Annotated in this window: 13 protein-coding genes; 6 read left to right on the forward strand and 7 right to left on the reverse strand. The window is 67.8% G+C overall.

The window, feature by feature from the left end:
* Position 1: 1 nt before the first annotated feature.
* The 4 genes from IEX50_RS13685 to IEX50_RS13700 are packed head-to-tail and all read right to left on the reverse strand — an operon-like array spanning position 2 to position 6,975.
* Positions 2 to 1,903 carry an NPCBM/NEW2 domain-containing protein gene (locus IEX50_RS13685; protein ID WP_157176245.1) on the reverse strand — a complete coding sequence of 634 codons (1,902 nt, stop codon included), beginning with the start codon at positions 1,901 to 1,903 and terminating at the stop codon, positions 2 to 4.
* Between the two features lie 2 nt (positions 1,904 to 1,905).
* Entirely contained in the window at positions 1,906 to 2,985 is a 1,080-nt protein-coding gene (locus tag IEX50_RS13690) for an alpha/beta hydrolase (protein WP_157176244.1), read from the reverse strand.
* A 25-nt stretch (positions 2,986 to 3,010) separates the two neighbouring features.
* Positions 3,011 to 5,389 (reverse strand): glycoside hydrolase family 95 protein, encoded by a 2,379-nt coding sequence (locus tag IEX50_RS13695; protein ID WP_157176243.1) that lies wholly within the window; start codon positions 5,387 to 5,389, stop codon positions 3,011 to 3,013.
* A gap of 2 nt (positions 5,390 to 5,391) precedes the next feature.
* Positions 5,392 to 6,975, reverse strand: a complete 1,584-nt coding sequence (locus IEX50_RS13700) for an alpha-N-arabinofuranosidase (protein ID WP_506344880.1) — start codon at positions 6,973 to 6,975, stop codon at positions 5,392 to 5,394.
* 141 nt (positions 6,976 to 7,116) lie between these two features.
* Between IEX50_RS13700 and IEX50_RS13705 the strand changes: the two genes are divergently transcribed.
* Together IEX50_RS13705 and IEX50_RS13710 are read left to right on the forward strand one after the other, a co-directional pair.
* Positions 7,117 to 9,105, forward strand: a complete 1,989-nt coding sequence (locus tag IEX50_RS13705; RefSeq protein ID WP_198350645.1) for a glycoside hydrolase family 43 protein — start codon at positions 7,117 to 7,119, stop codon at positions 9,103 to 9,105.
* An 82-nt stretch (positions 9,106 to 9,187) separates the two neighbouring features.
* Positions 9,188 to 11,869, forward strand: a complete 2,682-nt coding sequence (locus tag IEX50_RS13710) for a glycoside hydrolase family 3 C-terminal domain-containing protein (RefSeq protein WP_157176242.1) — start codon at positions 9,188 to 9,190, stop codon at positions 11,867 to 11,869.
* Positions 11,870 to 11,975: 106 nt separating this feature from the next.
* Here IEX50_RS13710 and IEX50_RS13715 read toward each other — a convergent pair whose 3' ends face one another.
* Positions 11,976 to 12,974, reverse strand: coding sequence for a cupin-like domain-containing protein (locus tag IEX50_RS13715; protein ID WP_157176241.1), 999 nt, complete (start codon positions 12,972 to 12,974; stop codon positions 11,976 to 11,978).
* Entirely contained in the window at positions 12,971 to 13,654 is a 684-nt protein-coding gene (locus IEX50_RS13720; protein ID WP_229674023.1) for a SapC family protein, read from the reverse strand. Before IEX50_RS13720 ends, IEX50_RS13715 begins: the two co-directional genes overlap by 4 nt.
* A 240-nt stretch (positions 13,655 to 13,894) precedes the next feature.
* Between IEX50_RS13720 and IEX50_RS13725 the strand changes: the two genes are divergently transcribed.
* The 4 genes from IEX50_RS13725 (at position 13,895) to IEX50_RS13740 (ending at position 23,122) form a co-directional block, all read left to right on the forward strand.
* Positions 13,895 to 16,957 (forward strand): TonB-dependent receptor, encoded by a 3,063-nt coding sequence (locus IEX50_RS13725; protein ID WP_157176240.1) that lies wholly within the window; start codon positions 13,895 to 13,897, stop codon positions 16,955 to 16,957.
* Positions 16,958 to 17,033: 76 nt separating this feature from the next.
* Entirely contained in the window at positions 17,034 to 18,575 is a 1,542-nt protein-coding gene (locus IEX50_RS13730; protein ID WP_157176239.1) for a tryptophan halogenase family protein, read from the forward strand.
* A 29-nt stretch (positions 18,576 to 18,604) separates the two neighbouring features.
* The gene (locus IEX50_RS13735) at positions 18,605 to 20,533 is read left to right on the forward strand and encodes a sialate O-acetylesterase (protein WP_157176238.1); all 1,929 of its coding nucleotides are present in this window, start codon (positions 18,605 to 18,607) and stop codon (positions 20,531 to 20,533) included.
* A gap of 36 nt (positions 20,534 to 20,569) precedes the next feature.
* Positions 20,570 to 23,122, forward strand: a complete 2,553-nt coding sequence (locus IEX50_RS13740) for a glycoside hydrolase family 9 protein (protein WP_157176237.1) — start codon at positions 20,570 to 20,572, stop codon at positions 23,120 to 23,122.
* 246 nt (positions 23,123 to 23,368) lie between these two features.
* Here the strand turns inward: IEX50_RS13740 and IEX50_RS13745 are convergent, their stop codons facing one another.
* Complete coding sequence (locus IEX50_RS13745) at positions 23,369 to 26,407, reverse strand: TonB-dependent receptor plug domain-containing protein (RefSeq protein ID WP_373285322.1); 3,039 nt, start codon at positions 26,405 to 26,407, stop codon at positions 23,369 to 23,371.
* Positions 26,408 to 26,671: the final 264 nt, after the last annotated feature.

Consider the following 26,671-nt stretch of genomic DNA (forward strand, 5'->3'; position numbering starts at 1 on the left):
ACTAGCGAACCAGCGCCGCGTCGGCCCAGTCGACCGCTGGCGGATCACCCCGCGCACCGTCCGCCCGCCGCGCCACCAGCTCGACGATCTTCACCCCCGTCACGTCCGCTGCGAGCGGCACCGCCGCCTCGCCGAACTTCACCGCGCGCGACGTCGCCAGCTTACGACCGTCGCCATACACCTCGAACCGCACCGCCCCGCCGGCCGGCGACGCGCTGTCGTCCACGCCCACCGCCGCGGTGAAGCGCGTATAGCCCGCATTGCGCACCTCCAGCCGCGATCCGGCGAGCACGCCGATGCCCGTGTCGTAGTTCCGCGTCGCCACGCGCAGGACGTCACCATAGGCCGCGCGATCCGCCTGCGCCCCGCCCCAGCCGGCATATTGCGGATGCTCGCCCGGCCCGCGCGTGCCGGCCCACGAGATCACCGACTTGTGGATCGTCGGGTCCACCCGCGGGGTCACCACGCCGTCCGCCGCCGGGTTCACGCTGCCCGGCTGTTCCGACAGGTACAGGCCGTTCGCGAGACTCCGCTGCCCCGCCGCGCGGAATACCAGGGTCTCGTGCGGCTTCAGCGTGAACGCCTGCTCCTTCGTGAAACTGCGCCGCGCGCCCGTCCACAGATCGGTCAGCGCGATCGGCGCGGTATCGACCAGCTTCAGCTGCGCCGCGGTCAGCATCACCGGCGCGGGCGACGCCGTCCGGTTGAACAAAGCAACCGCCTTGCCGCCACCCGCTAATGTCTTGACCAGGATCTGCACGTCGTCGGACTGGTACGCGACCACCGCCTGGTTCCCCGCCGGATCCTGGTTCAACGCCACCACCGCGGCGTTGCCGAAGATCGCGCGCTGCTCGGGCGTCAGCTTGCGCAGGTCGTAGCCGATGAACAGCGGCGCATTGATCATCGCCCACATGCTGAAATGCGACCGCGCCTCGACCGGGTGCGCCGCGTCGAAATCTCCCGTCCCCACGAACAGCATGTCCGGGTCGTTCCACGATCCGGGATGCGCATACAACGACCGCGTCACCGCACTGTCGAAATTGCTCAACATCCGCCCCCAGTGCGGGGAGATATCGTCGCTCGTGCGACTGATATTGCCCATGTCCTTGCCCCAGGCGCGCACGTCGGACGACCCCCACAGGCACAGCGAATAGGTATAGTCGCCGTCGGGATTGTAGCGCCGGAGCGCCGTATCGACCGACCCGTACAGCGCCTTCACCGCGCCCACGTCGGTGCGCGCCATCGACTGCATGTCGATCAGCGGCGGCAACGCGCGGTACAGCCCGCTCTTCACGCGCGGACTGTCTGCGGGCAGACCGCGCACGCCGCATCCGTCGACCTTGATCGTGTCGAACCCCCACTCCTCGAAGAACAGCCGGATGTCCTGGTCGACATGGCCGTACAGCCCGACCTCGCGCTCCGCGACGCTCCCCTCCGGCTGGTTCTTGAAATCGGGGGTGTAGATCTGGCCGCAGCTGTTGCGCCCGATGTCGGAATAGATCCCCGCACGCAGGCCCATCGCATGGATCCTGTCGGTCAGCGGGCGGAAGCTCGTGTCCGTGCTGCCCGGCTTCCCCGCGGACGGGAACTTCGCCGTGCGGATCACCAGCCGCCCGTCGCTCTGCCGGCGCTGCTGCCACCAGCCATCGTCGATATTGACGTTGCGGTAGCCGAGCTTCGCCAGCCCGCCGTCGACCAGCACGCGCGCCGACGCCAGGATCTTCTCCTCGTCGATGTCGCTGTTGAACGCGTTCCAGGTGTTCCATCCCATCGGCGGCACCGGCGCGCGGCCGCCCGTATTGGCACTCCACCGCGCGGTCGGCGCCAGCGGATCGGGCGCAGCGTAAGCCGGGGCCGCGGCCAGGAAGGCCACCGTCATCATCAGCGGGGCAATCGGTCGCATGGTCACTTGGCTCCCACCAGGTTGCGCGTGAAGAACGGCATAACAAAATCCTGGAATCGTTCGGCGACGTTGCTGACATGGTCGCCCGGATACACCGTGAAGCTGTTGCCGATCTTGTAGAGGTCGAGCGCCGCGTGCAGCTTGGCCGCGTCGTCCTTCAACCCGTCGCGGTCGCCCACGTCGATCGCGATCGCCTTGTACTGGCGCAGATTGCCGACATACTGGTCGATCATCGCCAGCGGCGCGTTCGCGGTCCAGCGCGCCAGCACCTCGGGCTGCACCACCCCGCCCTTCACCGGCAGGTCGAGGTACAGCGGACCCTTCGCAGGGTTCGGCGACCACGCCGCGGCACTGGCCAGCTGAGCGCGCACCATGAACGGCAGGCTCGCGGATTCAGAGGGCGACTTCACCTTCTCCAGTGCCGCCATCGCTTCCGCGTCGAACATCGCCGGGTCGCGCGGCGCCAGGCAGCACGGGCTCATCATGTACAGCGCGCCGAACATGTCGGGATGCTTGAACCCGATCCGCGTCGTGCCGTATCCGCCCATCGAATGGCCGGCCAGCCCGCGGCTGCGGCGGTCCGCGATCGTCCGGTAATGCCCGTCGATATAGGCGACCAGGTCGCGCGCGATGAACGTCTCGAAATCGCCCGTCGTCACCGAACTGGAATACATCGACCCGTTGTGGATCGTCTTGCTGTCCGGGAACACCACGATCATCTCGCGCGCGCCCTTCGCAAACGCCCCGGCGATCGTCTGCGGCACCTGGATCTCGCGCGTCCACTGCTCCGCCCCGATCGAGTAACCGTGCAGCGCATAGACCACCGGATAACGCCGCCGCGGGTTCGCGGCATAGCTCGGCGGCAGGACGACCAGCACGTCGCGGTCGGCGCTCTCGCCCTCCAGATTGCCGCGGATCGCCGGCGAGTTGACCTTGATCCGCTCCATCTTCAGCAGCGCGGCACCCTTGACCGGCGGCACCGCCTGCGTCGCGACCTGCGCCGTCGCCGGCACCGCGATCGCCATCGCGCCGGCCAGGGCCAGTCCGACCTTCAGGCCGATATGCGTTACTGAACGTCCCATGTTCCCACTCCTCACGACCTTGTGATCAGGCCTGTTTCAAATCCGGTCCGCGCAACCGCACCGCGCGGCCGGGCGACAGCGTCACGCTGCGGCGCTGCCCGCCCAGTCGCACGACATGCGTGCCGGCTCGGTCTGCGTGTAGCACGACATCGTCCAGCCGGCCCGCGCTCCACTCGAGATCGACGCGCACCGCGCCGCGCGCGCGCAATCCCGTCACCCGCCCGCGCCCCCACGCCGCGGGCAGCGCGGGCAGCAGCAGGATCTCGTCGCCCTCGCTCTGCATCAGCATCTCCGCGATCGCGCGCGCGCCGCCGAAATTGCCGTCGATCTGGAACGGCGGATGCGCGTCGAACATGTTGGGATAGGTCCGCTCCGGCCCCAGCAGGAAGCGCAGGATGCGGTGCGCCCGCTCCCCGTCGCGCAACCGCGCCCACAGGTTCGCGCGCCACGCCGTCGCCCACCCGGTCGCCTCGTCCCCGCGCAGCTCAAGCGACCGCCGCGCCGCAGCGGCGAGCGCCGGCGTCCGGTCCAGGTCGATCTGGGCACTCGGGAACAGCCCGTACAGGTGCGACACATGGCGGTGATGCGGCTCCGGCGCGCCCGCGTCCCAGTCCTGCTGCCACTCCTGCAACTGCCCCTGCGCCCCCACCTGATCCGGCGCCAGCCGCGCCCGCATCGCGCCCAGCCGGCGTGCATAGTCCGCATCGACCTTCAGGATCGCCGCCGCCCGCGCGGTCTGGTCGAACAGGTCGCGCAGGATCTGCTGGTCCATCGCCGGCCCGGCACACACCGCCACCCCCTTGTGATGCTCGTTCTCCGGCGAGATCGATGGGCTCGTCATCAGCCGGCCGGTCGCCGGGTCGGTCACCAACGTATCGAGGAAGAAGTCGCACGCCCCCTTCATCAACGGATAGACCGTCGCGAGATAGGTGGCGTCGCGACCATAGTCATAATGGTCCCACAGATGCGTGCACAGCCACGCCCCGCCGAGCGGCCACAGCCCCCATTGCGCCCCGTCGACCGGCGCGGTTCCGCGCCACAGATCGTTATTGTGATGCGCCACCCAGCCGCGCGCGCCGTACATGCGGCCCGCCGTCCGCGCGCCCGTCACCGCCAGGTCGCGGACCAGCGCCACCAGCGGCGCGACGCATTCCGGCAACGCCAGCGGCTCGGCCGGCCAGTAGTTCATCTCGGTATTAATGTTGATCGTGTATTTCGATCCCCAGGGCGGCGTGGTGCTGTCGTTCCAGACCCCCTGCAGGTTCGCCGGCTGGCTCCCCGCCCGCGACGAACAGATCAGCAGATAGCGCGCATAGTTGAAGTAGAGCGCCGCCAGCGCCGCCCCGTCCGCCGCATCGCCGCTCCGGATCCGCACATCGGTCGGCCGCTCCGCCAGCGCGGTCTGCCCCAGATCCAGCGTCACGCGCCGGTACAACCGACGATGCTCGATCGCCGTGTCGGCCGCCAGATCACGATACGCCCGCCGCGCCGCCCCCGCGATCCGCGCGTCCACGATTTTACCAGGATCACCCCCGACATCGTCGAACCGGCGATAACTCGTCGCCACCGCGACCAGGATCGTCACCGCATCCGCCCCGCGCACGCTCAGCGTTGCACCGGCCCGCGTCATCCGCCCGCCCGTCGGCACCACCCGCGCCCGCGCCGCGATCCGCAACGCGCCGGCCAAGCCCTCCGCCGCCGGCCCACGCCCGTCCAGCACGAGACTGTCCGCCGTCGCCACTATCGTGACCGCCTGCGGCGTCTCCAGCCCCAGGTCCAGATCGATCGCCCCCGCCCGGTCCGCGGACAACCGCACCGCGATCACCTCCGCCGCCGGCGACGCGATCACCTCACGAACATACCACACGCCGCCAGCCGTAAACCGCGTCGTCGCGCACGCCGCATCTAGATCCAGCTCGCGCCGATACCCCGACACGTCCGCACTCAAAGTCGGCATTCGCAGCATCAGGTCACCGACCGTCTGATACGGCATCTGCCCGCGCGGCTTGCCGATCAGCGTCGCGTTCGCCAGCGCCTGCGCCTCCGCGAACCGCCCCGCCGCGATCAGCCGTCGCACCTCGGGCAGAGCCCCCGCCGCCGCGGGATTGACCGGATCATAAGGCCCGCCCGCCCAGAACGTGTCCTCGTTCAGCTGCAACCGCTCCGCCGCGACCCCACCGAACACCATCGCGCCCAGCCGCCCGTTGCCGATCGGCAGCGCCTCGGTCCACACCTTGGCCGGCTGCGCGTACCACAACCGATCCCCGCCGGCCGCAACCGGCACCGGCGCGGCCTGCAACGCCTCCGGCAACGCCAGCACCGCCGACGCCGCCACCGACGCGCCCAGCACGCCGCGCCGGCTCACCCCATCACTGGGTGCGCCGGTACCACCCGGCGCGTCCATGCTCAGCGCAGCGCCAGCACGAGCACCGACTTCGCCGGCAAGGTGACGGTCAACGTCCCGTCCGCCACCTGCGCGCCGCTGAACGCCGCCGGCACCAGCGCGTTTGGCTGGTCGAACGTATTATGCGCGTCCATCGTCGCGGCGGTCAGGATGCGTCCGGTCGCGGTCGTCGCCTGCACGCCCGTCATCTTCACCGACACCGGCACCGCATTCTTCGGATCGAGATTGACCAACGCGACATGCACCTGCCCGCTCGCGTCGCGCACCGCGGACGCGCTGACCGACTGCACTGCGACCTCGTCATAGTGATAATATGGCGACTTCACCGTGATCGGCAGCGTCGTGGCGTCCATCCACGGCTGATACAGGTCGAACACATGGTAGGTCGGCGTCTTCACCATCTTCGCGCCGTCGGTCAGCAGCATCGCCTGCAAGACGTTCACCATCTGCGCGATCGCGGCCATCTTTACCCGGTCGGCATGATGCGCGAAGATGTTGAGGTTCAGCCCGGCGACCACCGCATCGCGCAGCGAGTTCTGCTGCTGCAGGAACCCCGGGTTCGACCCCGGCGTCGGGTCGTACCACGTGCCCCATTCGTCGACCGCCAGCATGACCTTCTTGTCCGGATCATATTTGTCCATGATCGCGCTGTGCTTGGTGACGAAATCCTCCATCTGCAACGTGTGCGCCATGGTGGTCGCCCATTCGCGCTCGGGGAAACCCAGCGCCGGGCCCTTGTCTTCCCACTTCGTATCGCGCGGACGGGTGTAGTAATGCAGCGCCAGGCCGTCGATGTTCTTGCCGGACAGCTTCATCAGCGTCTCGGTCCACTCGTAGTTGCTGTCGCTCGGCCCGCTGGCGATCTTCAGCATCTTGCCGTTGGTCGACTTGGCGAACTGGCCGTAACGGTTGGTCAGGTCTGCGGCATATTCCGCGCGCATGTTACCGCCGCACCCCCACAGCTCGTTGCCGATGCCCAGATACTGGACCTTCCACGGCGCGGGATGCCCGTTGGCGGCGCGTTCCTTGGCCAGCACGGTCGTGCCCGCCGGCGCGGTCAGATATTCCACCCACTGCGACGTCTCGGCCGGCGGCGCGCTGCCCAGGTTGGCGGAGACATAGGCCTCCGCGCCCAGCCGCTCGACAAAGCCCATGAATTCATGCGTGCCGAACGCATTGTCCTCGGTCACGCCGCCCCAGTTGGTGTTCACCTTCACCGGCCGCTTGCCGCGCGGGCCGATCCCGTCGCGCCAATGATATTCGTCCGCGAAACAGCCGCCGGGCCAGCGGACCATCGGCACCTTGATCGCCTTCAGCGCGGTCATCACGTCGCGGCGATACCCGGCGTCGTTCGGGATCTTGGAATTGGGGCCGACCCAGATGCCCGGATAGATGCCGGTGCCGAGATGCTCGGCGAACTGCCCGAACACCTGGCGGTTCATGCGCGGACCCGGCCGGTCGGCAGACAGCGTGCCCGTCGCGGCGGTCATCGACTGGCCCGGCACCTGCGCCGGGGCCTGCGCCAGCGTCGGCACGGCGGCGATCAGCGCGACGGCCGACACGGCCTGCCCAAAACGACGATTCAACACATCTCTCTCCCCTGAGCGGCGATGCGATGCCCCTGTTCGGGTGCACCCCTTTGACCGTCAAGAAACCCCAATTGTCCGACTTAAGCAAGTGGAAACCCGCCCACGGCGATGTTAGGGGCCTGCAACGGGAGAGAAGAAATGGCGTACGCCGCACTGGCTTTGATGATGGCGACCGCGCTGCTGCCCGCCGCAGCTACGCCATCTTCCGCAGCCCGCACGTGGACCGCGGACAACGGCAACGGCACCTTCACCAACCCGCTGTTCTTCGATGAATTCTCCGACCCCGACATGATCCGCGTCGGCAACGATTTCTACATGACCGGCACAACCATGCACACCATGCCCGGCCTGCCGATCCTCCATTCGCGCGATCTCGTGAACTGGACGTTCCTCGGCTACGCGCTCGACAAGCTCGATCTCGGCCCGGAGTACCGGCTGGAGGGCGGCAAGCACATCTACGGCCGCGGTATCTGGGCGCCCAGCCTGCGCTACCGCAACGGCACTTTCTACATCTTCAGCAACGTCAACGGCCAGAATACGCAACGCTTCACCGCCACGAACCCGCGCGGCCCGTGGACCCGCACATCGATGAAACGCAGCTTCCACGACCTGTCGGTGTTGTTCGACGACGACGGCAAGGCCTATGTCATCTGGGGCTACCAGGACATCCACATGGCGCAGCTCGACGCCAGCCTGACCGACATTGTCCCCGGCACCGAACGGATCGTCATCCCCAAGGGCGCCGGGATGGGCGAGGGGTCGCATTTCTACAAGTTCGACGGGCGCTACTACATCACCAGCGCGGAATATGCGGTCCGCTTCCGCATGCCCGCCGCACGCGCATCCTCACCCTTCGGCCCGTACGAGGTGAACCCCGAGATCAGCGCGGACGAGGAATTCGGCGAGACCGCCGGCTGGCGCGTCGCCGGCAACAAGGAACCGCTCAAACTACGCGGCCCCGACCCGAAGGCACGCGGCGGCCTCGCCATGCACCAGGGCGGCGTCATCCAGACGCCTGCCGGCGAATGGTGGGGCTGGTCCATGTTCGAGGGCAATTCAGTGGGCCGCCTCACCGCGCTGTCGCCGGTGACGTGGAAGGACGGCTGGCCCTATTTCGGCCTCCCCGGCAATCTCGGCCGCTCGCCGCGCACCTGGGTCAAGCCGCGGCTGCCCGCCTCGCCCGATCACGCGCCCTACCAGCGGTCGGACAGCTTCGCCGGCCCCGCGCTCGGGCCCATCTGGCAATGGAACCACGTCCCCGTCGCGGCCAACTGGTCGCTCACGGCCCGCCCCGGCGCACTCCGGCTGACCACGTTGCCCGCCCCCGGCTTCCTCCAGGCGCGCAACACGCTGACCCAGCGCGCGATCGGCCCGCAGTCCACGCCGGTCGTCGAACTCGACGTCGCCGGGCTCCGTGCGGGCGACGTCGCCGGGCTCGCGCTGCTCAACCGGCCATTCGCCACGATCGGCGTCGAACGGTCCGCCAAGGGTCTCGAACTGGTCATGACCGACGAGTTGGCCGGCACCCTCCGCCGCCCGCTCACCGCCACGCATCTCTGGCTGCGCGCCACCGCGGATCTGGCGCACGACCGCGCGCAGTTCGGCGTCTCGACCGACGGCCGCCGCTTCACCGACTTCGGCACGCCCGTGACGATGCCGTTCCAGCTGCTGACGTTCCAGGGCGTCCGCTACGCACTGTTCGCCTACAACAGCGCCGGCACGCCCGGCGGCCATGCCGACTTCCTTGACTTCAAGGTGACCGAAGGCCACCCCGAAAGCCGCCCGGACATCCCATATGCCCGCACCATCCGCCTGACCCCGATCGGCAAGCCCGCCGCCCCCGCACTCGCCGGCCTCCGCGTCGACCGGCACCCGCTCGGCCGCGTCTCGCTCACCCGCGGCGGCCAGTCGCTCACCACCGCGCCCGACGGCTCCGCCGCGATGCGCCCCACCGACGGCGGCCCGGCGCAGCAATATCAGTGGATGGAATCCTTGAGCGGCGGCGCGGTGCTGATGTCGCTCGTCACCAACCGCTACCTCCACGTCGCCAATGGCGGCACGCTGCGCGCTGACAGCCCGGGACCCAGCGCGGACAATGCCGACGGCAGCCGCTTCCTAGTGCAATAAGCTCAACTATTTCGGACGTTGTCCGACGCTAACAATAGTCTTACAAGACCCAAAACAAGACAAGACGACAGGGGAGATGGGGATGACGCGCGGATCGCACTCGCAAAGGCACGTCCTGTGGGCATCGGCCGCGATCGGCCTCGCGCTCACCAGCGTCGCAACCGCGCAGCCCATCGCCCCCGCCCCGGCCGTGAGCCCGGTCCATGCGCAGGCCGATCGCATAGCCGCCGCACTCGTCGCGCGCATGACGATCGAGGAGAAGCTCGACCAGCTGCTCAACGTCGCCCCCGCCATCCCGCGGCTGAACGTCCCGCGCTACAACTGGTGGACGGAATCGCTCCACGGCGCGCTTGGGCCCACCGAGACGACCAACTTCCCCGAACCGATCGGCCTCGCCGCCACCTTCGACGCCCCGCTCGTCCGCAACGTCGCGGCCGCGATCGGCACGGAGGTCCGCGCGCTCCACACGCTCTCGCGCCAGACCGGGCGCAACGGGCGGATCGGCACTGGCCTCGACACCTGGTCGCCCAACATCAACATCTTCCGCGACCCGCGCTGGGGCCGCGGCCAGGAAACCTATGGCGAGGATCCGTATCTCGCCGCCCGCACCGGCGTCGCCTTCATCGAAGGGATGCAGGGCCCGAACCCCGATCTGCCGCAGGTCGTCGCCACGCCGAAACATTTCGCGGTCCACAGCGGCCCGGAATCGACCCGCCACGAAGCGAACGTCTTCGTCTCCGCGCACGATCTGGAGGACACCTACCTCCCCGCCTTCCGCGCCGCGATCGTCGAGGGGCGCGCCAATTCGGTCATGTGCGCCTACAACCGCATCGACGGCCAACCGGCCTGCGCCAGCGACCTGCTGCTGAAGGATCATCTCCGCGGTGCATGGGGCTTCACCGGCTATGTCGTGTCGGATTGCGACGCGGTGAAGGACATCGCCGACACTCACAAATACTCGCCCGACGGCCCGACCGCGGTCGCCGCCGCGATGCGCGCCGGCGTCGACAGCGAGTGCCACAACGCCACCCTCTCCGACACGTCGGGGCTCGAAGACCGCTACCGCGAGGCGCTGCGCCGTCAGCTTATCACCGAGCGCGAGATCGACACCACGCTCGTCCGGCTGTTCTCCGCGCGCTACCGCACCGGCGACCTGCCCGGCCTCGCCGGCACGCCCGCCACCATCCCCGTCGCCGCGATCGGCGCGCCGGCCCAGGACGCGCTGGCGCTGACCGCCGCCGCCAAGAGCCTCGTGCTGCTGAAGAACGATGGCGTCCTGCCGTTGAAACCCGGCATCCGCGTCGCGGTGGTCGGCCCGCTCGGTGATGCCACGCGCGTCCTGCGCGGCAACTATTCCTCCGGCCTCACCGGCACGCCCGTCTCGGTCGTCGACGGTCTCCGCCGCGCTATGCCCGGCGCGCGCGTCACGCTCGTGCCGTTCGGCGCGTCGCTGACCGATGGCGACCGCGTGCCGCAGCAGATGCTCCGCACGCCGGACGGCAAGCCAGGCGTGCTGGTGCGCTACTACAACCCGCTGCGCCCCGCCCCCACCGCATTCGCGCCCGGTACGCGCGACGCCGCGATCGCCGCGATGCGCTACCAGGCGAAACCCGTCGTCACGCGGATCGAACCCGATGTCGGCGACCGCAACCTGCAACTCGCCAAGCTGTCCGACATCCACCGCGTCGTCCGCACCGGCTTCCTCGTGCCCGCCGAAAGCGGCACCTACCGCGTCGGCCTGACCGGCGCCGGCGGCTCGGCCCGCCTCGACGGCAAGCTCATTTCGGACCGCGCCAAGTCGCGCTGGAACGACCTCGCCACGTTTGAAACACTCCAGCTCCAGGCCGGCAAACGCTACCCCTTCACGATCGAGGGCGAGGTTTCGCTCGTCTGGAAACGCATCTCGCAGAACCCGACCGCCGATCTCACCCGCGCCGCCGCCGATGCCGACGTGCTCGTCGCGGTCGTCGGCCTGACCTCCGACCTCGAAGCGGAGGAGACCGGCATCAAGGTCCCCGGCTTCGAAGGCGGCGATAAGACGACGCTCGATCTCGCCCCCGATCAGCAGGCGATGCTGACCGCCGCCCGCGCCACGGGCAAGCCGATCGTCGTCGTCGCCATGAACGGCAGCCCGATCAACCTGGCCTGGGCCAAGGACAATGCCGCCGCGATCCTGGAGGCCTGGTATCCGGGCCAGGCCGGCGGCACCGCGATCGGCGACGTCCTGTCCGGCCGCACCAACCCGGCCGGCCGCCTGCCACTGACCTTCTACCGCAGCGTCACGGACCTGCCGCCGTTCGATGATTACGCCATGACCGGCCGCACCTACCGCTACTTCGCCGGCACGCCGGTCTACGCGTTCGGCCACGGGCTCAGCTACACCAAGTTCGACTATGGCGCGCTGAACCTCACCCCCGCGGCCGGCGGCGCCGGACAGGGCCTGCGCGTCACCACCGAGCTCTGCAACACCGGTGCACGCGCGGGCGACGAGGTGGCACAGCTCTACCTCAACTTCCCCGACACGCCCGGCGCACCGCGCATCGCGCTGCGCGGCTATCAGCGCGTCACGCTCGCCCCCGGCGAACGCCGCACGCTGACCTTTAACCTCTCACCGCGCGACCTGAGCAGCGTCGACGTCGACGGCACCCGCCGCGTCGCCACCGGCCGCTACCGCGTCACCGTCGGCTCCGGCCAGCCCGGCCCCGGCGTCGCCAGCAAGTCCGACCGCTTCGACGTCCGCACCGCAGTGGCCGTCGCGAAGTAAAAGGACCGCCCCCAACTCCAGACACTCACCCCGTTCGGTTCGAGCCTGTCGAGAACTCAGCGCAGGTCGCGACAAGCTCCAACCGAACGGACGGAAGCAATCAAACTCAAACCCCGCGCAGCAACCGCATCACCATCGCCCGGATGCGCCCGGAGTTCCCCGCCCCCAGGATCCCGTGCCGTTCCGCCGGGAGGTGCGCCAGCGGGTGCCCGTCCGGCCGGAACACATAATGGTCGAAGAACGCCCGCCACGCCGCACGCTCCCCCTCCGGTCGCTCCGCGATCGCGACCATCGCCAGCATCATCGCGCTGTGCGGCTGGTCCGGCCCGCCGCTGCTTGCATCCCACCAGTAATTGACCAGCACGTTCAGCGCGCCTGTCGCCTCCACCTGATGCCACCACAGCTTAGGAATATAGAGCGCGTCGCCGGGCTCCAAATCTACCTCCAGCGCGGTGTCGCGGATCGCTTCGAACCGTGGATAGCGCGGGTCGCCCGGCGCACTGCCCACGGCCAGCGCGACCGGCTGCCCCGCCATCGTATGGTCGATCGGCCCGACGTAAAGGTCGCCGATCGCCTCGGGCGGATACAGCGTGAACCGCCGCGTCCCCGCCACCACGCACGCGATATTGTCCGACGTATCATAATGGCAGGCGACCGAAGACCGATGCCCCAGCCAGATCCGCGGCTGCACCGCCGGCAGAAATGCCAGCCCATTCTCCGCGGCAAAGCCCGGCAGATATCCCTCGGTCGACAGCGACCCGACATACATCGTCGGGGCCTCCGCCACGCCCGCCGTCGCGACGATCTCCGCCAGCGCCTCCCCGAATCGCATCGTCCGCCGCTCGAAATTGAACCCGCTCAGGTCGTCGCTATAGGTGTAGCGCCCGGCGATCGCCGGCGCGCCGACGAACACCTCCGCCGGCCGGGCAGCGTCCAGCCGCGCAAGATACGCCGCGAGTTCGCCCTGCTCGGACGCCGCCCGCACCGGCCAGTCGCGCACCGCACCGCGCAGCACCACCGGGCGGCACGCGGCCACCACCTCCGCCCGGAACCGGTCGGGCGACGTCAGCGCATCCGCCGCGACGTCCGCCACCCGCCCGGTCATGCGCCGGCCAGCCGGTCGTTCCGCACCCGCGCCATCCGCGCGATCTGCCGCACCGACTGAATCTGCGTATAGCAGGCCGCCAGGTCGCCATCGTGGAACATCGCCAGAACCGTCGTGTCCGGCAACGCCGCCACCGCATCGGCACTGATCGTATAGAGGTCCTCGAGCCGGAACCGCGTACCGTCGTCGAACCGCAGGTCGATGTCGATGGGCTCCAGCAGCGACCGTTCCAGCAACCGCGCGATGAACGCATCCGTCGCCGGCAGGCCCGCATGCAACCGCCCCAGCGCGCGCTGGACGCGTTGCAAAGCCACGCCCTGCCCCCCGTCGCCGTCGAACAGCGGCGCGCCGCCCCCGTCCACGAACATCGGCAGGTCGCGGTCGATCACGATCCGGTCCTGCTCCACGAAGAACCCCTCGCGCTCCAGGTCCGCCGGGCGATAGCCGCGCAACCGGCCGCTTTCGTCCAGGTTCGCATCGTCGCCCGCCTGCAACCGCAACAGTGCACCGGCGTAGAAGCGGCCGGTCTCCGGACTCTTGGCGAACAGGATCGGATAATCCGCCGCCGCCGGCCCGAACTCCCCCACCACGATCTGCACGAACAAACGTTCCGCGTCGCCCGACGCGCGGATGCCGAGCGTCCCGTGCTGCTCGAACCCGAGCACTTCCCATGCCGCCACGCCGTCGTCCTCATCCTGCGGGCACAAGCCCTCTCCGTTTCCGACTGTAGTCGTTGAGAGCGTTACCGCCAAGCCACGGTCGGGTAACGTATTGCATTACACTGACAAACAGCTTGCATCCCGGTTTAGCGCTACCTAAGCCACCGCCATCACGTCCGGATTGCCGGTTCCCGCTTCAGCGGGGGCAGCACGAGAGACAGAACGCGGCCGATCAACGGCCCATCTATAAAGGGAGAGGGCATGAACATCATCACTGGCCAGTTCGGTTCGCGCTGGAACAAGGCGCGTCGTTCCCCGCTGATCGGCGCCTCGTCGGTACTCGCGATCGCGCTTGCGACCCCCGCTTATGCGCAGGCGCAGACCCCCGTCGCCGCGCAGCCGGCTACCCCCGCAACCGGGGCCGTGACGACCGGAACCGCCCAGCCGGCCGGCCTCCAGCCCGCCGTTCCCTCTCCCAATACTCAGATCACCGCCGAACAGGCCGGCCAGCCGCAGGACGCCGCAACCGCGCCCGTCCCCGTGAACGGTCAGTCGATCGCGACCACCGAGGCAGCACCCGCCGACGACGGTCAGGAGATCGTCGTCACCGGCCTGCGCGGCTCGCTTCAGCGCAACCTGGACATCAAGCGCACGTCGCAAGGCGTCGTCGACGTCATCTCGGCCGAAGACATCGGCAAGTTCCCCGATTCCAACGTCGCTGCTTCGCTCCAGCGCCTGCCCGGCGTGTCGATCCAGCGTTCCGGCGCACGCGGTGAGGCCACCGGCATCACCGTCCGCGGCTTCGGCGGCGATTTCAACACGACGCTGTACGATGGTCGCCGCATCTCGACCGCGACCGGCGGCCGCCAGATCGATTTCAGCACCGTGGGTGCGGATTTCATCGGCCAGCTCAGCGTCCTGAAGACGCCCGACGTCTCGCTCGCATCCAGCTCGATCGGCGCGACCGTCGACATCGCCTTCCCGAAACCGTTCGACCACAGCGGCTTCCGCCTGGCCACCACCGTCTCCGGTTCGCTCCAGGACCGTGCCGGCCGCGTTGTGCCCACGGCCGGCCTGCTCGTCAGCGACACGTTCGCGGACGACACGTTCGGCATCCTGGCCGACGTGATCTACACGCGGCGTGATACCGATACCAACCGCGTCTACGTGTCCGGTTGGCCGGGCGGCTACTATGCACCGTGCCAGCTGACCCCGAACTGTACGGCCGACCAGCTGTCGACCGCGAACAAGACCGTCGTCGGCTGGTTCCCGCAGCAATATGGCGCGGAACAGCAGCAGGTGAAGGACGAGCGGATCGACGGTCGCGTCGCGCTCCAGTGGCATCCATCGGAAAGCCTGATGGTCACGCTGGACAATAACTTCTCGCGCCAGAAGATCACGACCGACGTCTACGGCTTCGGCGTCTGGTTCAATCAGAGCGACCTGCGCAACGTCACGCTCGACGACAACGGCACCCCGACCAGCTTCACGCAGGCCGGAACCCCGACCGACTTCACCTCGGCGATCAACAAGCAGATCCTGCAGACCAACCAAACCGGTCTGAACATCAAGTACGACGCCAGCGAGAACCTGTCGTTCGAAGCCGACGGCTCCTACGCCAAGAGCTGGCTGAACCCGGGTGACGTGATCGGCAGCAGCAACGCCGACATCGGCTATTCGGGCCTGCTGTCGAACACCACCGGCCTGTCGATCAACGGCAACAGCAGCAGCGCGTTCCCTGTCCTGACCAACTATGGTCCGGCGGGCGACGAATCGCGCTTCACCGACCCCACCGTGATCGGTTCGCACGTCACCGTGCTGCAGACCCAGAACAATACCGACGTTCTGAAGCAGTTCCGTGGCGCCGCGACCTGGAAGCAGGACGATCTGACCATCAAGGTCGGCGGTCAATATTATGACGACACGTTCCGGCTGTCGAATAAGAGCACGTTCACGAACAACTACTGGCAGGCCTATGCCGGTTACGGCGGCCCGTCCGGCGGCAGCACCGGCGTCTCGCCGCTGCCGTCCAGCCTGTTTCAGGGCAATATCAGCCTGAACAACTTCATCCCCGGCTTCGACGGCACGCTGCCTTCTTCGGTGATCAAGTTCGATCCGGCCGCCTACCAGGCGTATCTCAGCAGCCTCGGCAACCCGCAGGCCGGCAACGTCGCGGGCTACAACTATCCCGGCGTCACCGGCTTCACCGGCTCGTTCGATCAGGCGGTCGATCCGGGCAGCGTGCTGCGCGTGAACGAGAAGACCTGGGCGCTGTTCATGCGCGTCAACTTCGATGCCGAAGTCGCGGGGATGCCGTTCCACTTCAACGCCGGCGTCCGGAACGAGAATACGCACCTGACCGCCACCGGTCAGGGTCGCCAGCCGGTCTCGATCGTGCGCAGCGCCGCCGATCCGACGCTGCTGACGCTTGCCTTCACCGATACGCAGGCGGTGACGTCGAAGAGCGACTACTCCTACCTTCTGCCGACGCTCGACATGCGGCTGGAGTTGACGGACAAGCTGCAGGCCCGGTTCAGCGCATCGCGGACGCTGACCCGCCCAAGCCTCAGCCTGCTGAACCCGGTCACGACGCTCGGCAACGGTCAACGCGTCAACGCGCTGTCCGCCAGCGGCGGCAACCCGAACCTGAAGCCATACCTCGCCGACAATTTCGATCTCGCCGGCGAATGGTACTACAAGCGCAACTCCTATCTGTCGGTCGACTTCTTCATCAAGAACGTCAGCAACTTCATCGTCGGCGGCGTGACGCGTCAAACGATCAACGACGTGATCGATCCGACGACGGGGCAGGCCGCGGTGTTCGCCGTGTCGCAGCAGGTGAACGGCCCGGACGCCACCGTCCGCGGCGTCGAGCTGGCGTTGCAGCATGTGTTCGGCGACACCGGCTTCGGGTTTCAAGCGAACGCTACGTTCGTCGAAACCAACAAGCCGTACGATGCGAGCGACATTTCGCAGACCGGCTTCGCGGTGACGGGCCTGGCGAACTCGGCGAACTTCGTCGGTTTCTACGACAAGAAGGGGTTCCAGTTCCGGACCGCACTTAACTGGCGTGACGAATATCTCGCCGGCTTCGGGCAGAACCAGAACACCGGTTCGTTCGGGTCGGAGCCGACCTTCGTCAACTCCAGCTTCCAGGTCGATCTGAGCTCCAGCTGGGACATCAACCCCAAGTTCAGCGTGTTTGGTGAAATCCTGAACATCAACAACAACCAGCAAAGCACGCACGGCCGGTTCAAGAACCAGCTGCTCGACGTGTTCGACTATGGCCGCCGCTTTACGCTCGGCGCGCGTTTCCGCTACTGATCGACTGCCAACGGGGTTGCCGGACGTTCCGGCAACCCCAGATATCGGGTCCCCGGCCTGTGAACGATAAGATAACGTGAGAGAGATCAAGCACATCGTCATCGTCGGCGGCGGCACCGCCGGCTGGCTGACCGCGGGCGTCATCGCCGCGAAGCATCAGGCGCGTCGCGCACATGGCTTCACCGTGACGTTGATCGAATCGCCCAACATCCCGATCATCGGCGTCGGCGAGGGGACATGGCCCACGCTGCGCAATACGCTGCGCCGCATCGGCATCTCCGAAACCGAACTGTTCCGGCAATGCGACGCCTCGTTCAAGCAGGGCGCGCGCTTCAACCGCTGGACCACCGGCGCGCCGGACGACGGCTACTACCACCCGCTCATGCTGCCGCAGAATTTCGGTCAGGTGAACCTCGCCCCGCACTGGCTCGAGACGCCGGACGACACCAGCTTCTGCGACGCGGTCACGCCGCAGGGCCGGGTCTGCGATGCGGGCCTGGGTCCGAAGACGATCGCCACCCCGGAATATGAGGCGGTCGCAAACTACGCCTATCATCTCGATGCCGGCAAATTCTCCGGCTTCCTGCAACGCCATTGCTGCGACGTGCTCGGGGTCCGCCACGTCCTCGCCGATGTCACCGAAGCGGTCGTCGACGAATCCGGTGACATCGCCATGGTCCGCACCGAACAGGCGGGCGACATCGCAGGCGACCTGTTCGTTGACTGCACCGGCTTTGCCGCCCTGCTCATCGGCCGCACGCTCGGCGTCCCGTTCAAGAGCTGCGCCGACACGCTGTTCTGCGACACCGCACTCGCGATCCAGGTCCCCTACCCGGACGACGAGGCGCCGATCGCCAGCCACACCATTTCAACCGCGCAATCCGCGGGCTGGACCTGGGACATCGGCCTGCCCACCCGCCGCGGTGTCGGCCATGTGTTCTCCAGCAGCCACATCAGCGTGGACGAGGCCGAACGCGAACTGCGCGCCTATATCGGCGATGCCGCCGGCGACCTGCCCGTCCGCAAGCTGTCGATCAAGGCCGGCCACCGCGAAATCTTCTGGAAGAACAACACGGTCGCGGTCGGGCTCGCCGCCGGCTTCCTCGAACCGCTCGAGGCCTCCGCGATCGTTCTGATCGAACTGTCGGCCAAGCTGATCGCCGACCAGCTGCCGGCCTGCCGCGAGGTGATGGACGTCGTCGCGCGCCGCTTCAACGAGACGACGCTCTACCGCTGGGGCCGGATCATCGATTTCCTGAAGCTGCACTATGCGCTGACCCAGCGGACCGACACCGACTTCTGGCGCGACAATGTCCGCCCGGAATCGATCCCGGACCGGTTGCAGGGCCTGATGGAACTGTGGCGCTACCACGCGCCCTGGATGCTCGACGAATTCGACCGGGCGGAGGAGGTCTTCCCCGCCGCCAGCTACCAATATGTGCTCTACGGCATGGGTCACCGCACCCATGTTCCGCCGGGCGTGGCGGAAACGGACGTCCGCGCCGCGGACCGCGCGATCCGCGAGAACCGGGTGCAGACCGAGCGGCTGATGGCCGGTCTGCCGCGGCACCGCGACCTGATTCGCAAGATCACCGAATATGGGCTGCCGACCATTTGACGCCCCGCCTCGATAGGATGCTCTCCGCCATGCCGAACCGTCCCGCCCTGGCGCTGCTCCTGACCGCGCTCGCCCCCCCCGCCGCGGCCGCCCCCACGCTCGACGGCATCTTCGGCGACCATGCGGTCGTGCAGCGCGGGCAGCCGATCGCGGTCGAAGGCACCGCGATGCCGGGCGAAAGCGTCATGATCGGCTTCGCGGGCCGCAGCGTCGTCACCACCGCCGCGCGCGACGGCCGGTTCCGCAGCAGCTTCCCCGCCATGCCCGCGGGCGGCCCCTATGAAATGTCGGTCGCCGCCCCCAGCGGATCGACGGTGTTTCGCGACATCCTGATCGGCGACCTGTTCCTGTGTTCGGGGCAGAGCAACATGGAACTGCAGGTCGGCCAGGCGCAGGACCTGATCCCCGACGCGCACGCACCCGCCGACCCACAACTCCGCTTGCTGACCGTCGCCAAGGCAACCAGCGCCGCGCCGCTTGCGCGCTTCGGGCAAACGCCGAACTGGTCGGTCGCCGCGCCCGACACCGTCCCGACCTTCTCGGCCGCCTGCTACTACATGGTCCAGCAACTCCGCCGCACCGCGAAGGTCCCGATAGGCGCGGTCCATTCCAGCTGGGGCGGCTCGCGGATCAGCGCCTGGATGGGCGACACCGCGCTCCGCACCGCGGGGCTGAAGGACGAGGCCGACCTGCTCGCGCTCTACCGCCGCGATCCCGCCGCCGCCAACCGCCGCGCCTCGACCAATTGGGAAACCTGGTGGCGCGGCCAGAGCGGCGACACCGCAGGCCGCGAACCGTGGCAGCCGACCGCCGCGCTCGACTGGAAGCCCGTCCCCGCGATCGACAATTTCGAACGCTGGGGCATCCCCGCGCTCGCCGACTTCAACGGCATGTTGTGGTACCGCCGCGTCGTCGATCTGACGCCGGCGCAGGCCAGCGGCGTTGCCACGCTCGCGATCGGCATGGTCGACGATGCCGACCGCACCTGGGTCAACGGCGTCGGCGTCGGCGGCAGCAGCCTCGCCGGCCAGTCGCGCGTCTACGCCATCGCCGCCGGCACGCTGAAACCTGGCCGCAACGTCATCACCGTCAACGATCAGGACGTCTACGCCTATGGCGGCATGACCGGCCCGGCCGACACGATGCGGATCACCTTCGCCGACGGCAGCAGCCTCCCGCTCGGGGACAGCTGGGAATATTCCGTCGCCGGGGACGTGAAGGGTAGCGCCCCGCGCGTGCCGTGGGACGACATCAACGGTGCCGGCACGCTCCACAACGCGATGATCGCACCGCTCGGGGCCACCCGCTTCGCCGGCATCGCCTGGTACCAGGGTGAATCGGATACCGGCATCCCGGGCTACGACCGCCGCCTGGCCGCCATGCTGCGCGACTGGCGCACGCAGTTCGGTCAGCCGACGCTGCCGCTCGCGGTGGTCCAGCTCGCCAACTACGGCGCGCGCGCCTCCACGCCGCAGGACAGCGGCTGGGCCCATGTCCGCGACGCGCAGCGCCGCATGACCGCGGCGGACGGCCATTCCGGCATCGCGGTCAGCCTCGATCTCGGCGATCCGCTCGATATCCACCCCGGCGAAAAGCATGAGGTCGGCCAGCGCCTCGCCCGCGTCATGCGCGCCACCGCCTACGGCGAAGCCATCGCCCCGTCCGGCCCGGCGATCGCGTCGGCTGCGGGTGGTCTGAACGGCGGCGTCACGCTGCGCTTCTCCGGCGTCGCGGGCACCCTGCGCGCGATCGGCTCCAACGACGCGATCGGCTTCGAACTGTGCGACGCCGCCAGCTGCCGCTTCGCCCCCGGCCGCCCCAGCGGCAGCGACGTAACGATCGCCGGCGACGGCCGCCCGGTGACCAAGGTCCGCTACGCCTGGGCGGACGCGCCCGCGGTCAATCTCGTCGATGGCGATACGCTGCCGGTCGGCACTTTCGAAATCGCCGTCCCTTAATCCTCGCTGCCATTGCCCCCGATCGGAATCATAAAGATGAACCGTCTGTCGAAGCGTCTCGCCTTGGTCGCAGCCTTGCTCTGCTCCGCCCTCCCTGCCGCCACAGTGGCGCAGGCCGCGCCTGCCAAAGCCCCGCTCGCCTGGGACCCGGCCGGCTATCTCCACACGTCGGGCGTCGACATGCTCGTCTTCAGCAACTGGTATGACGGCCTGTTCGCCGACTCCAAGATCGGCGGGATTGAGATCATCCAGCAGGGCGTCCGCACCGTCACCAACGGCGACGTCCGGCTCCAGGCGACCCCCGGACAATGGGACCCCGCCGCCAAGTACATCAGCCGCACGGTCGACCAGAAGACCGGCGTCGTGGTTACCACGCTCGAATATCCCGCCTACAACTGGCGCTACACCATCCGCGTCGAACCGCGCGGCACCGCCGCCGCGATCACCGTCGACCTGACCCAGCCCGTCCCGGCGGCACTCGTCGGCAAGGCCGGGTTCAACATGGAATTCCTGCCGTCGGCCTACATGCACAAGAGCTACATGGCGGACGGCCGCCCCGGCACGATGCCGCTCCACCCCGCCGACGCCATGATCCGCACGCCCGAGCGCAACCCCGCCAGCGGCCGCGCCGACGGGACCGGCGCCGAACCGCTGCCCATGGCGTCCGGCACCCGCCTTGTGCTCGCGCCCGAGGATCCCGCCCGCCGCGTCACGCTGCGCAGCGACGGCCCGCCGATCGCCCTGTTCGACGGTCGCAACCAGGCGCAGAACGGCTGGTTCGTCGCGCGCTCGCTGCTCCCCGCCGGCCGCACCGGCCGCGTGCTGACCTGGACCGTCGAGGCGAACAGCGTCCCCGGCTGGCTCCGCGCGCCCGTCATCGCCCATTCGCAGCTCGGCTACACGCCCGCCGCAAGCAAGCTCGCCACCGTCGAACTCGACCGTGCCGACACCCGCACCGGCCGGCTCCAGCTGATCCGCGTGGGCGAGGACGGCAGCATGACGCCCGTGGCGGTCCCCGCCGCCAAGCCCTGGGGCAATTATCTGCGCTACCGCTACGTCCAGCTCGATTTCAGCGCGGTGAAGCAGCCCGGCACCTACCTGCTCGACTATGCCGGCACGCGCACCGCGACGTTCCGCATCGCCGATGACATCTACGACAAGGCCTGGCACCCGACCAACGACGTCTATTTCCCGGTCGCTATGGACCATATGGCGGTGAACGAGGGCTACCGCGTCTGGCACGGCCCCGCGCATCTCGACGACGCGGTCCAGGCCCCGCTCAATCACGAACATATCGATCTCTACCGCCAGGGGCCCACCGCGCCGTTCAAGCCCGGCCAGCACATCGCCGGGCTGAACGTCGGCGGCTGGTTCGACGCGGGCGACTTCGACATCCGCACGCAATCGCAATATCAGGTGATCCGCCAGCTCGTCTCGGCGCGCGAACGCTGGGGCCTCGACCGCGACACGGTCAGCGTAACCGACGCGCGCCGCCAGGTCGAGATCCACGTGCCCGACGGCATCCCCGACATGGTCCAGCAGGTCCGCCACGGCACGCTGCAACTTGTCGCGCAGTTCGACGCGGTCGGCTACGCGATCAACGGCATCGTCGAACCCGACGTCGCGCAATATACCCACCTCGGCGACGCGGGCAGCAAGACCGACCGGCTGGTCTACGACGCCAAGCTGAAGCCCGGCGAGGAGAAGGCCGGCCGCAGCGGCATGCCAGACGATCGCTGGGCGTTCACCAGCAAGGCCTCCGCGCTCAACTACGGATCGATCGCCGCACTCGCCGCCGCGTCCCGCGTGCTGAAGGGTTATGACGACGCGCTCGCCACCAAGGCCCGCGCCATCGCCGAACGCACCTGGACGCAGGAACAGGGCCACGCGCCCGACCTGTTCAGCCACGGCAACACCACCGGCGGCCCGGTGGTGCAGGAGGAGTTCTCCGCCGCGGTCGAACTGCTCCGCACCACCCGCGACAAACGCTATGCCGACCGCATCATGGCACTCTGGCCGCAGATCGCGCCGAAGTTCGACGACATGGCCTGGACCGCCGCCGAAGCGATCCCGTTCATGCCCGCCGCCTACCGCGCCGCGATGCTCCCCGTCGTCCAGGCCTGGCAGACGCAGGCTGACACCGCCGCCCGCGCCAACCCGTTCGGCGTGCCGATCACCACCGGCGGCTGGGCCGGCAGCGGCACCGTCATGGGCTACGCGCTCAACAGCTACATCCTGCACCGCGCGTTCCCGGAAGTCGTCGACGGCCGCGGCGTGCAGCGCGGGATCGACTTCATGCTCGGCCACCATCCGGCGTCCGACATCTCGTTCGTCTCCGCGGTCGGCACGGTGTCGAAGGAAGTCGCCTACGGCAACAACCGCGCCGACTTCTCCTACATCGCCGGCGGCGTCGTGCCGGGCGTCCTGATCATCAAGCCCGACTATCCGGAAAACCACGAAGACTGGCCGTTCTTCTGGGGCGAAAACGAATATGTCATCCCCGAGGGCTCGATGTGGATCACGCTGGCCAACGCCGCCCGCGAAATGGCGGGGACGCAAGGGAAGGCCAGGGCGGTGACGGCAGACTAAGCCGCCCCCCAATCCGTTCGGTTCGAGCCTGTCGAGAACGCCGCGCTGAGTTCTCGACAAGCCCGAACCGAACGGGGTGGGGAAACGCAAACGCCAACCCAAACCCGTCCATCCCGAGCGCAGTCGAGGGATCCCTTCGAGTGCAGTCGAGAAGCCCACATCACCCCTCGGCTACGCTCGGGGGAGCGTGCCTCGACTTCGCTCGGCATGGACGGGAGGGGCAGCACACCCCCCCCAATCAGACCTTTAGAAAGAGAACCGCACCCCAGCCCGGTAACTCCGCCCGATAATGTCATACAACGCCGGGTTCGCATTATACGGGGACGTCGCCGGATCCTTGTCGAACAGATTGTCGACCTTCACATATCCCGTCACCTTCTTGGTGAAGTTGTACGAAGCGCCGATGTCCATGTAGAACGACCCCGGCATGAACGCACTGTCGATCGTCGGTGCGTTCACGGTCGATTCCGGGCAGCTCCCCGGCTGACACTCAACATATTGATTGCCGATATTGCCGTCGCTGAACCAGCGTTCCTGGATGCTGAACCCGAATTTCTCGGTCTCGTAAGCCTGCACCGCCAGCCATTTCCAGTCGGGTGTCGACCCCGTATTCACGCCCGCGCTGTCGACCGGAACCGTCCCCGGCAGGCCCGTGTCGGTGATGTACTCGCGGATATGCGTCGCCAGCGCGCGCAGCGTGAACGTGCCGTCCAGGCCCAGCGGTCGCTGCCAGCGATAGCTCGCCTCGATGTCGAACCCGCTCGTCTTGATGCTCGCCAGGTTGAACGACTGGACGTTCACGTAGTTCGGCCCGGACTGGTTGTTCAGGTCGTAGGTCCCGCACGTCTCGGGCAGGATGTTGCGGTAGCACAGGTCGACGATCTGCGCCGCGCCCAGGCTGCTGATCACGTCCTTTACCTTGATCTTGTAATAGTCGAACGACACGCTGAACCCCGGCAGCCATGGCGGGTTGGACAGCACCGCACCGAACGAGGTGTTGCGCGCCTTTTCGGGCGTCAGGTCGGGGTTGCCGACCTGGTTCTGGATCACCACGACGTTCACGTTGCGCGCCGGGTCGAGGAAGTTGGGCAGCGTCGTGGTCACCGGCGCCGCAAACAGTTCGGACAGGTTCGGCGCCCGCACGTCGCGCGACGTCACCGCGCGCAGGCGCAGCCCCTTCACCGGCGTGTCCCAGTTGCCGCCGATCTTCCACGTCCATACCGTGCCCGACGTGCTGTAATCGGTATAGCGCGCCGCACCGTTCAGGTTCGCGCGGCCCAGCGCGTCCGAATTGACCAGCGGCAGGTCGAGTTCGAGATAGGCTTCCTTGACGTCATATTCACCGCTGCCGTTCTTGTAGTTACCGGCATACCAGTTGTTGCCGTCGGACAGCAGCGTCGGGTCCGCCGGATACTCTGCCGTGTTCGGGCTCGTCTCGCTCACCCCCGCGCCATAGGCGTCGGCGCGCACCGTGTAATATTCCTTGCGATATTCCGCGCCGAACGCGACCGACAGCGGCCCGGCCCACAGCTCGAACGGCGATCCGCTGAAATTCGCACTGACCACGTCCTGGGTCAGCTTCATCCGCTGGTACGGCCCGTTCTCCGGCTGGACATATTCGAGTGCCGCGGCCGACGGCGTCGCCCCGCCGATGATGTTGATCGGCTGACACCCGTTGGCCCGCGCGGTCGCATCGGCGCACACGATCTGCCCGTCCAGGTTGATCGCATTGATCGCCTGGTTGTAACGCTGCGTCAGCAGCACGTTCTCAACGTCGACCGCGATCTTGTTGACCCCGCGCTCGTAATAGGTGTCGTACGACCAGTCGGATCCGCCGACGTCGAATTTGCCCTTGGCGCCCACCACGAACCGGTATTGGCGGCGGTCGGTGAACACCTTGGTATTGGGCAGGTTCGCGTTGCTCGTCCCGTACTGGAAACTGGTGATCCCCGCCGCCGCGCAGGATGCCTGCACCGACGCCGGGACATAGGCGTTGGAGCATTGGATGGTCAGGCCGGGGCGATTCGCGCCGTTGGTCGGCTGGTTGCTCGTCTTCACCTGTCCGACATTGACGGTGCCGTAGATTTCGTTGTTATCCGCGAAATCATAGCCGATCCGGCCATAGCCGACGATCCGTTCGATGGCCGACTGCAACGACCGGCCCGTGTCGATATTGCCCGACAAATCACCCCCGACGCAGTAACCGGGGTAGCATCCATTGACCGTGCCCGCGGCGTCGCCGGACGGCGTCCCGTTGGATCCGTACTGGAACTGGAACGGATTGCCCGCCTGGTCAAACGCCGTGCCCTGCAACGGGCCGGCCGTGATCAGCCCATATTTGGCGAAACCCGTGCTCTGCGTATTGTTGAGCAGCAAATATTGTGGCGATCCGTCGTTCGTGACGTTGCGGTTGACCAGCGACGTCTGCTTGAACCAGTCGCGGCTTCCTGCCAGGTCGGTGCCGAAATCGCCGGCGCCGACACCCGCTTCCTTCGCATATTCGGCGCTCGCCACGATGTGCAGCCGATCCTCGAGGAAGCTCCTGCCCACCGCCAGCTGCGCGAGGCCCTGCTCGTTATCACCGTAAGTGGTGATGCCGCCCTGCACGTTACCCTTGATCCCGGTGAAGCGCGTGTCGGTGATGAAATTCACCACGCCGCCGACCGCGTCCGACCCATAGGATGCCGACGCGCCGCCGTTCACCACATCGACCCGCTGGATCAGCAGCTGCGGAAACTGGCTGACGTCGGTCACGCCGGTATAATAGGCACCGACCACACGTTGCCCGTCGAGCAGGGTCAGCGTGCGGATCGTGCCGAGCCCGCGCAGCGACAACGAGCTGAGCCCCTGCTGGCCGCTCGACGTGCTGAACGTGTTGGTCGCGGAGCCGCTCGATCCCTGCAACGACGGCAGCTGCGCGATCGTCGTGAACACGTTGGGCTGCGCGTTCGCCTGGATCTGCGCCGCGCCGATGACGGTGGTAGGCGTGGGGGCCGCAAAGCCATTCGACACGATACGCGATCCGGTCACGACGATGTCGCCGTCGCTGGCGTTGGTCTGCACCGGGCCGGTCGTGGTTGTCGCCGATACGCTACCGGGTGCGACCGCCTCCGCCGGGGCCGGGGCCGGGCCCGCCGCCGGGACGGGATCGGGGGCCGGTGCGGGTGCAACCTGCGCCAGCACCGGGCTTGCACTGATCGCACAGGCCAGCGCCATCAGGCCGGCAGACAGCTTCAACGATCGGGTTCCGGTGCCTGCGATCGAGCGTGCCGTATCGTGCGTCATGTGCATTATATCCTCCCTTTGATCGACGGTCGGCGTCTTCGCGCCTGACTTCGCTTACGATCCGCGGCCCCGGAAAATCCCGGCGGCTCAGCATTGCGTTAACGTTATCACATCGGGTATCGCGCGTCTTAACTCGAGTCAATACTCCTACTTAATTGACATGAGTGATCGTTGTTTGTCATGCAGACTCGTAATTTTCAGTATGTTACGGCGTGTTACAGAATAGTTTTACTGCCTCGGACGGCGCGACGCTGCGATTGCGTG

Source organism: Sphingomonas prati, from assembly GCF_014643515.1.
Taxonomy (GTDB): domain Bacteria; phylum Pseudomonadota; class Alphaproteobacteria; order Sphingomonadales; family Sphingomonadaceae; genus Sphingomonas_R; species Sphingomonas_R prati.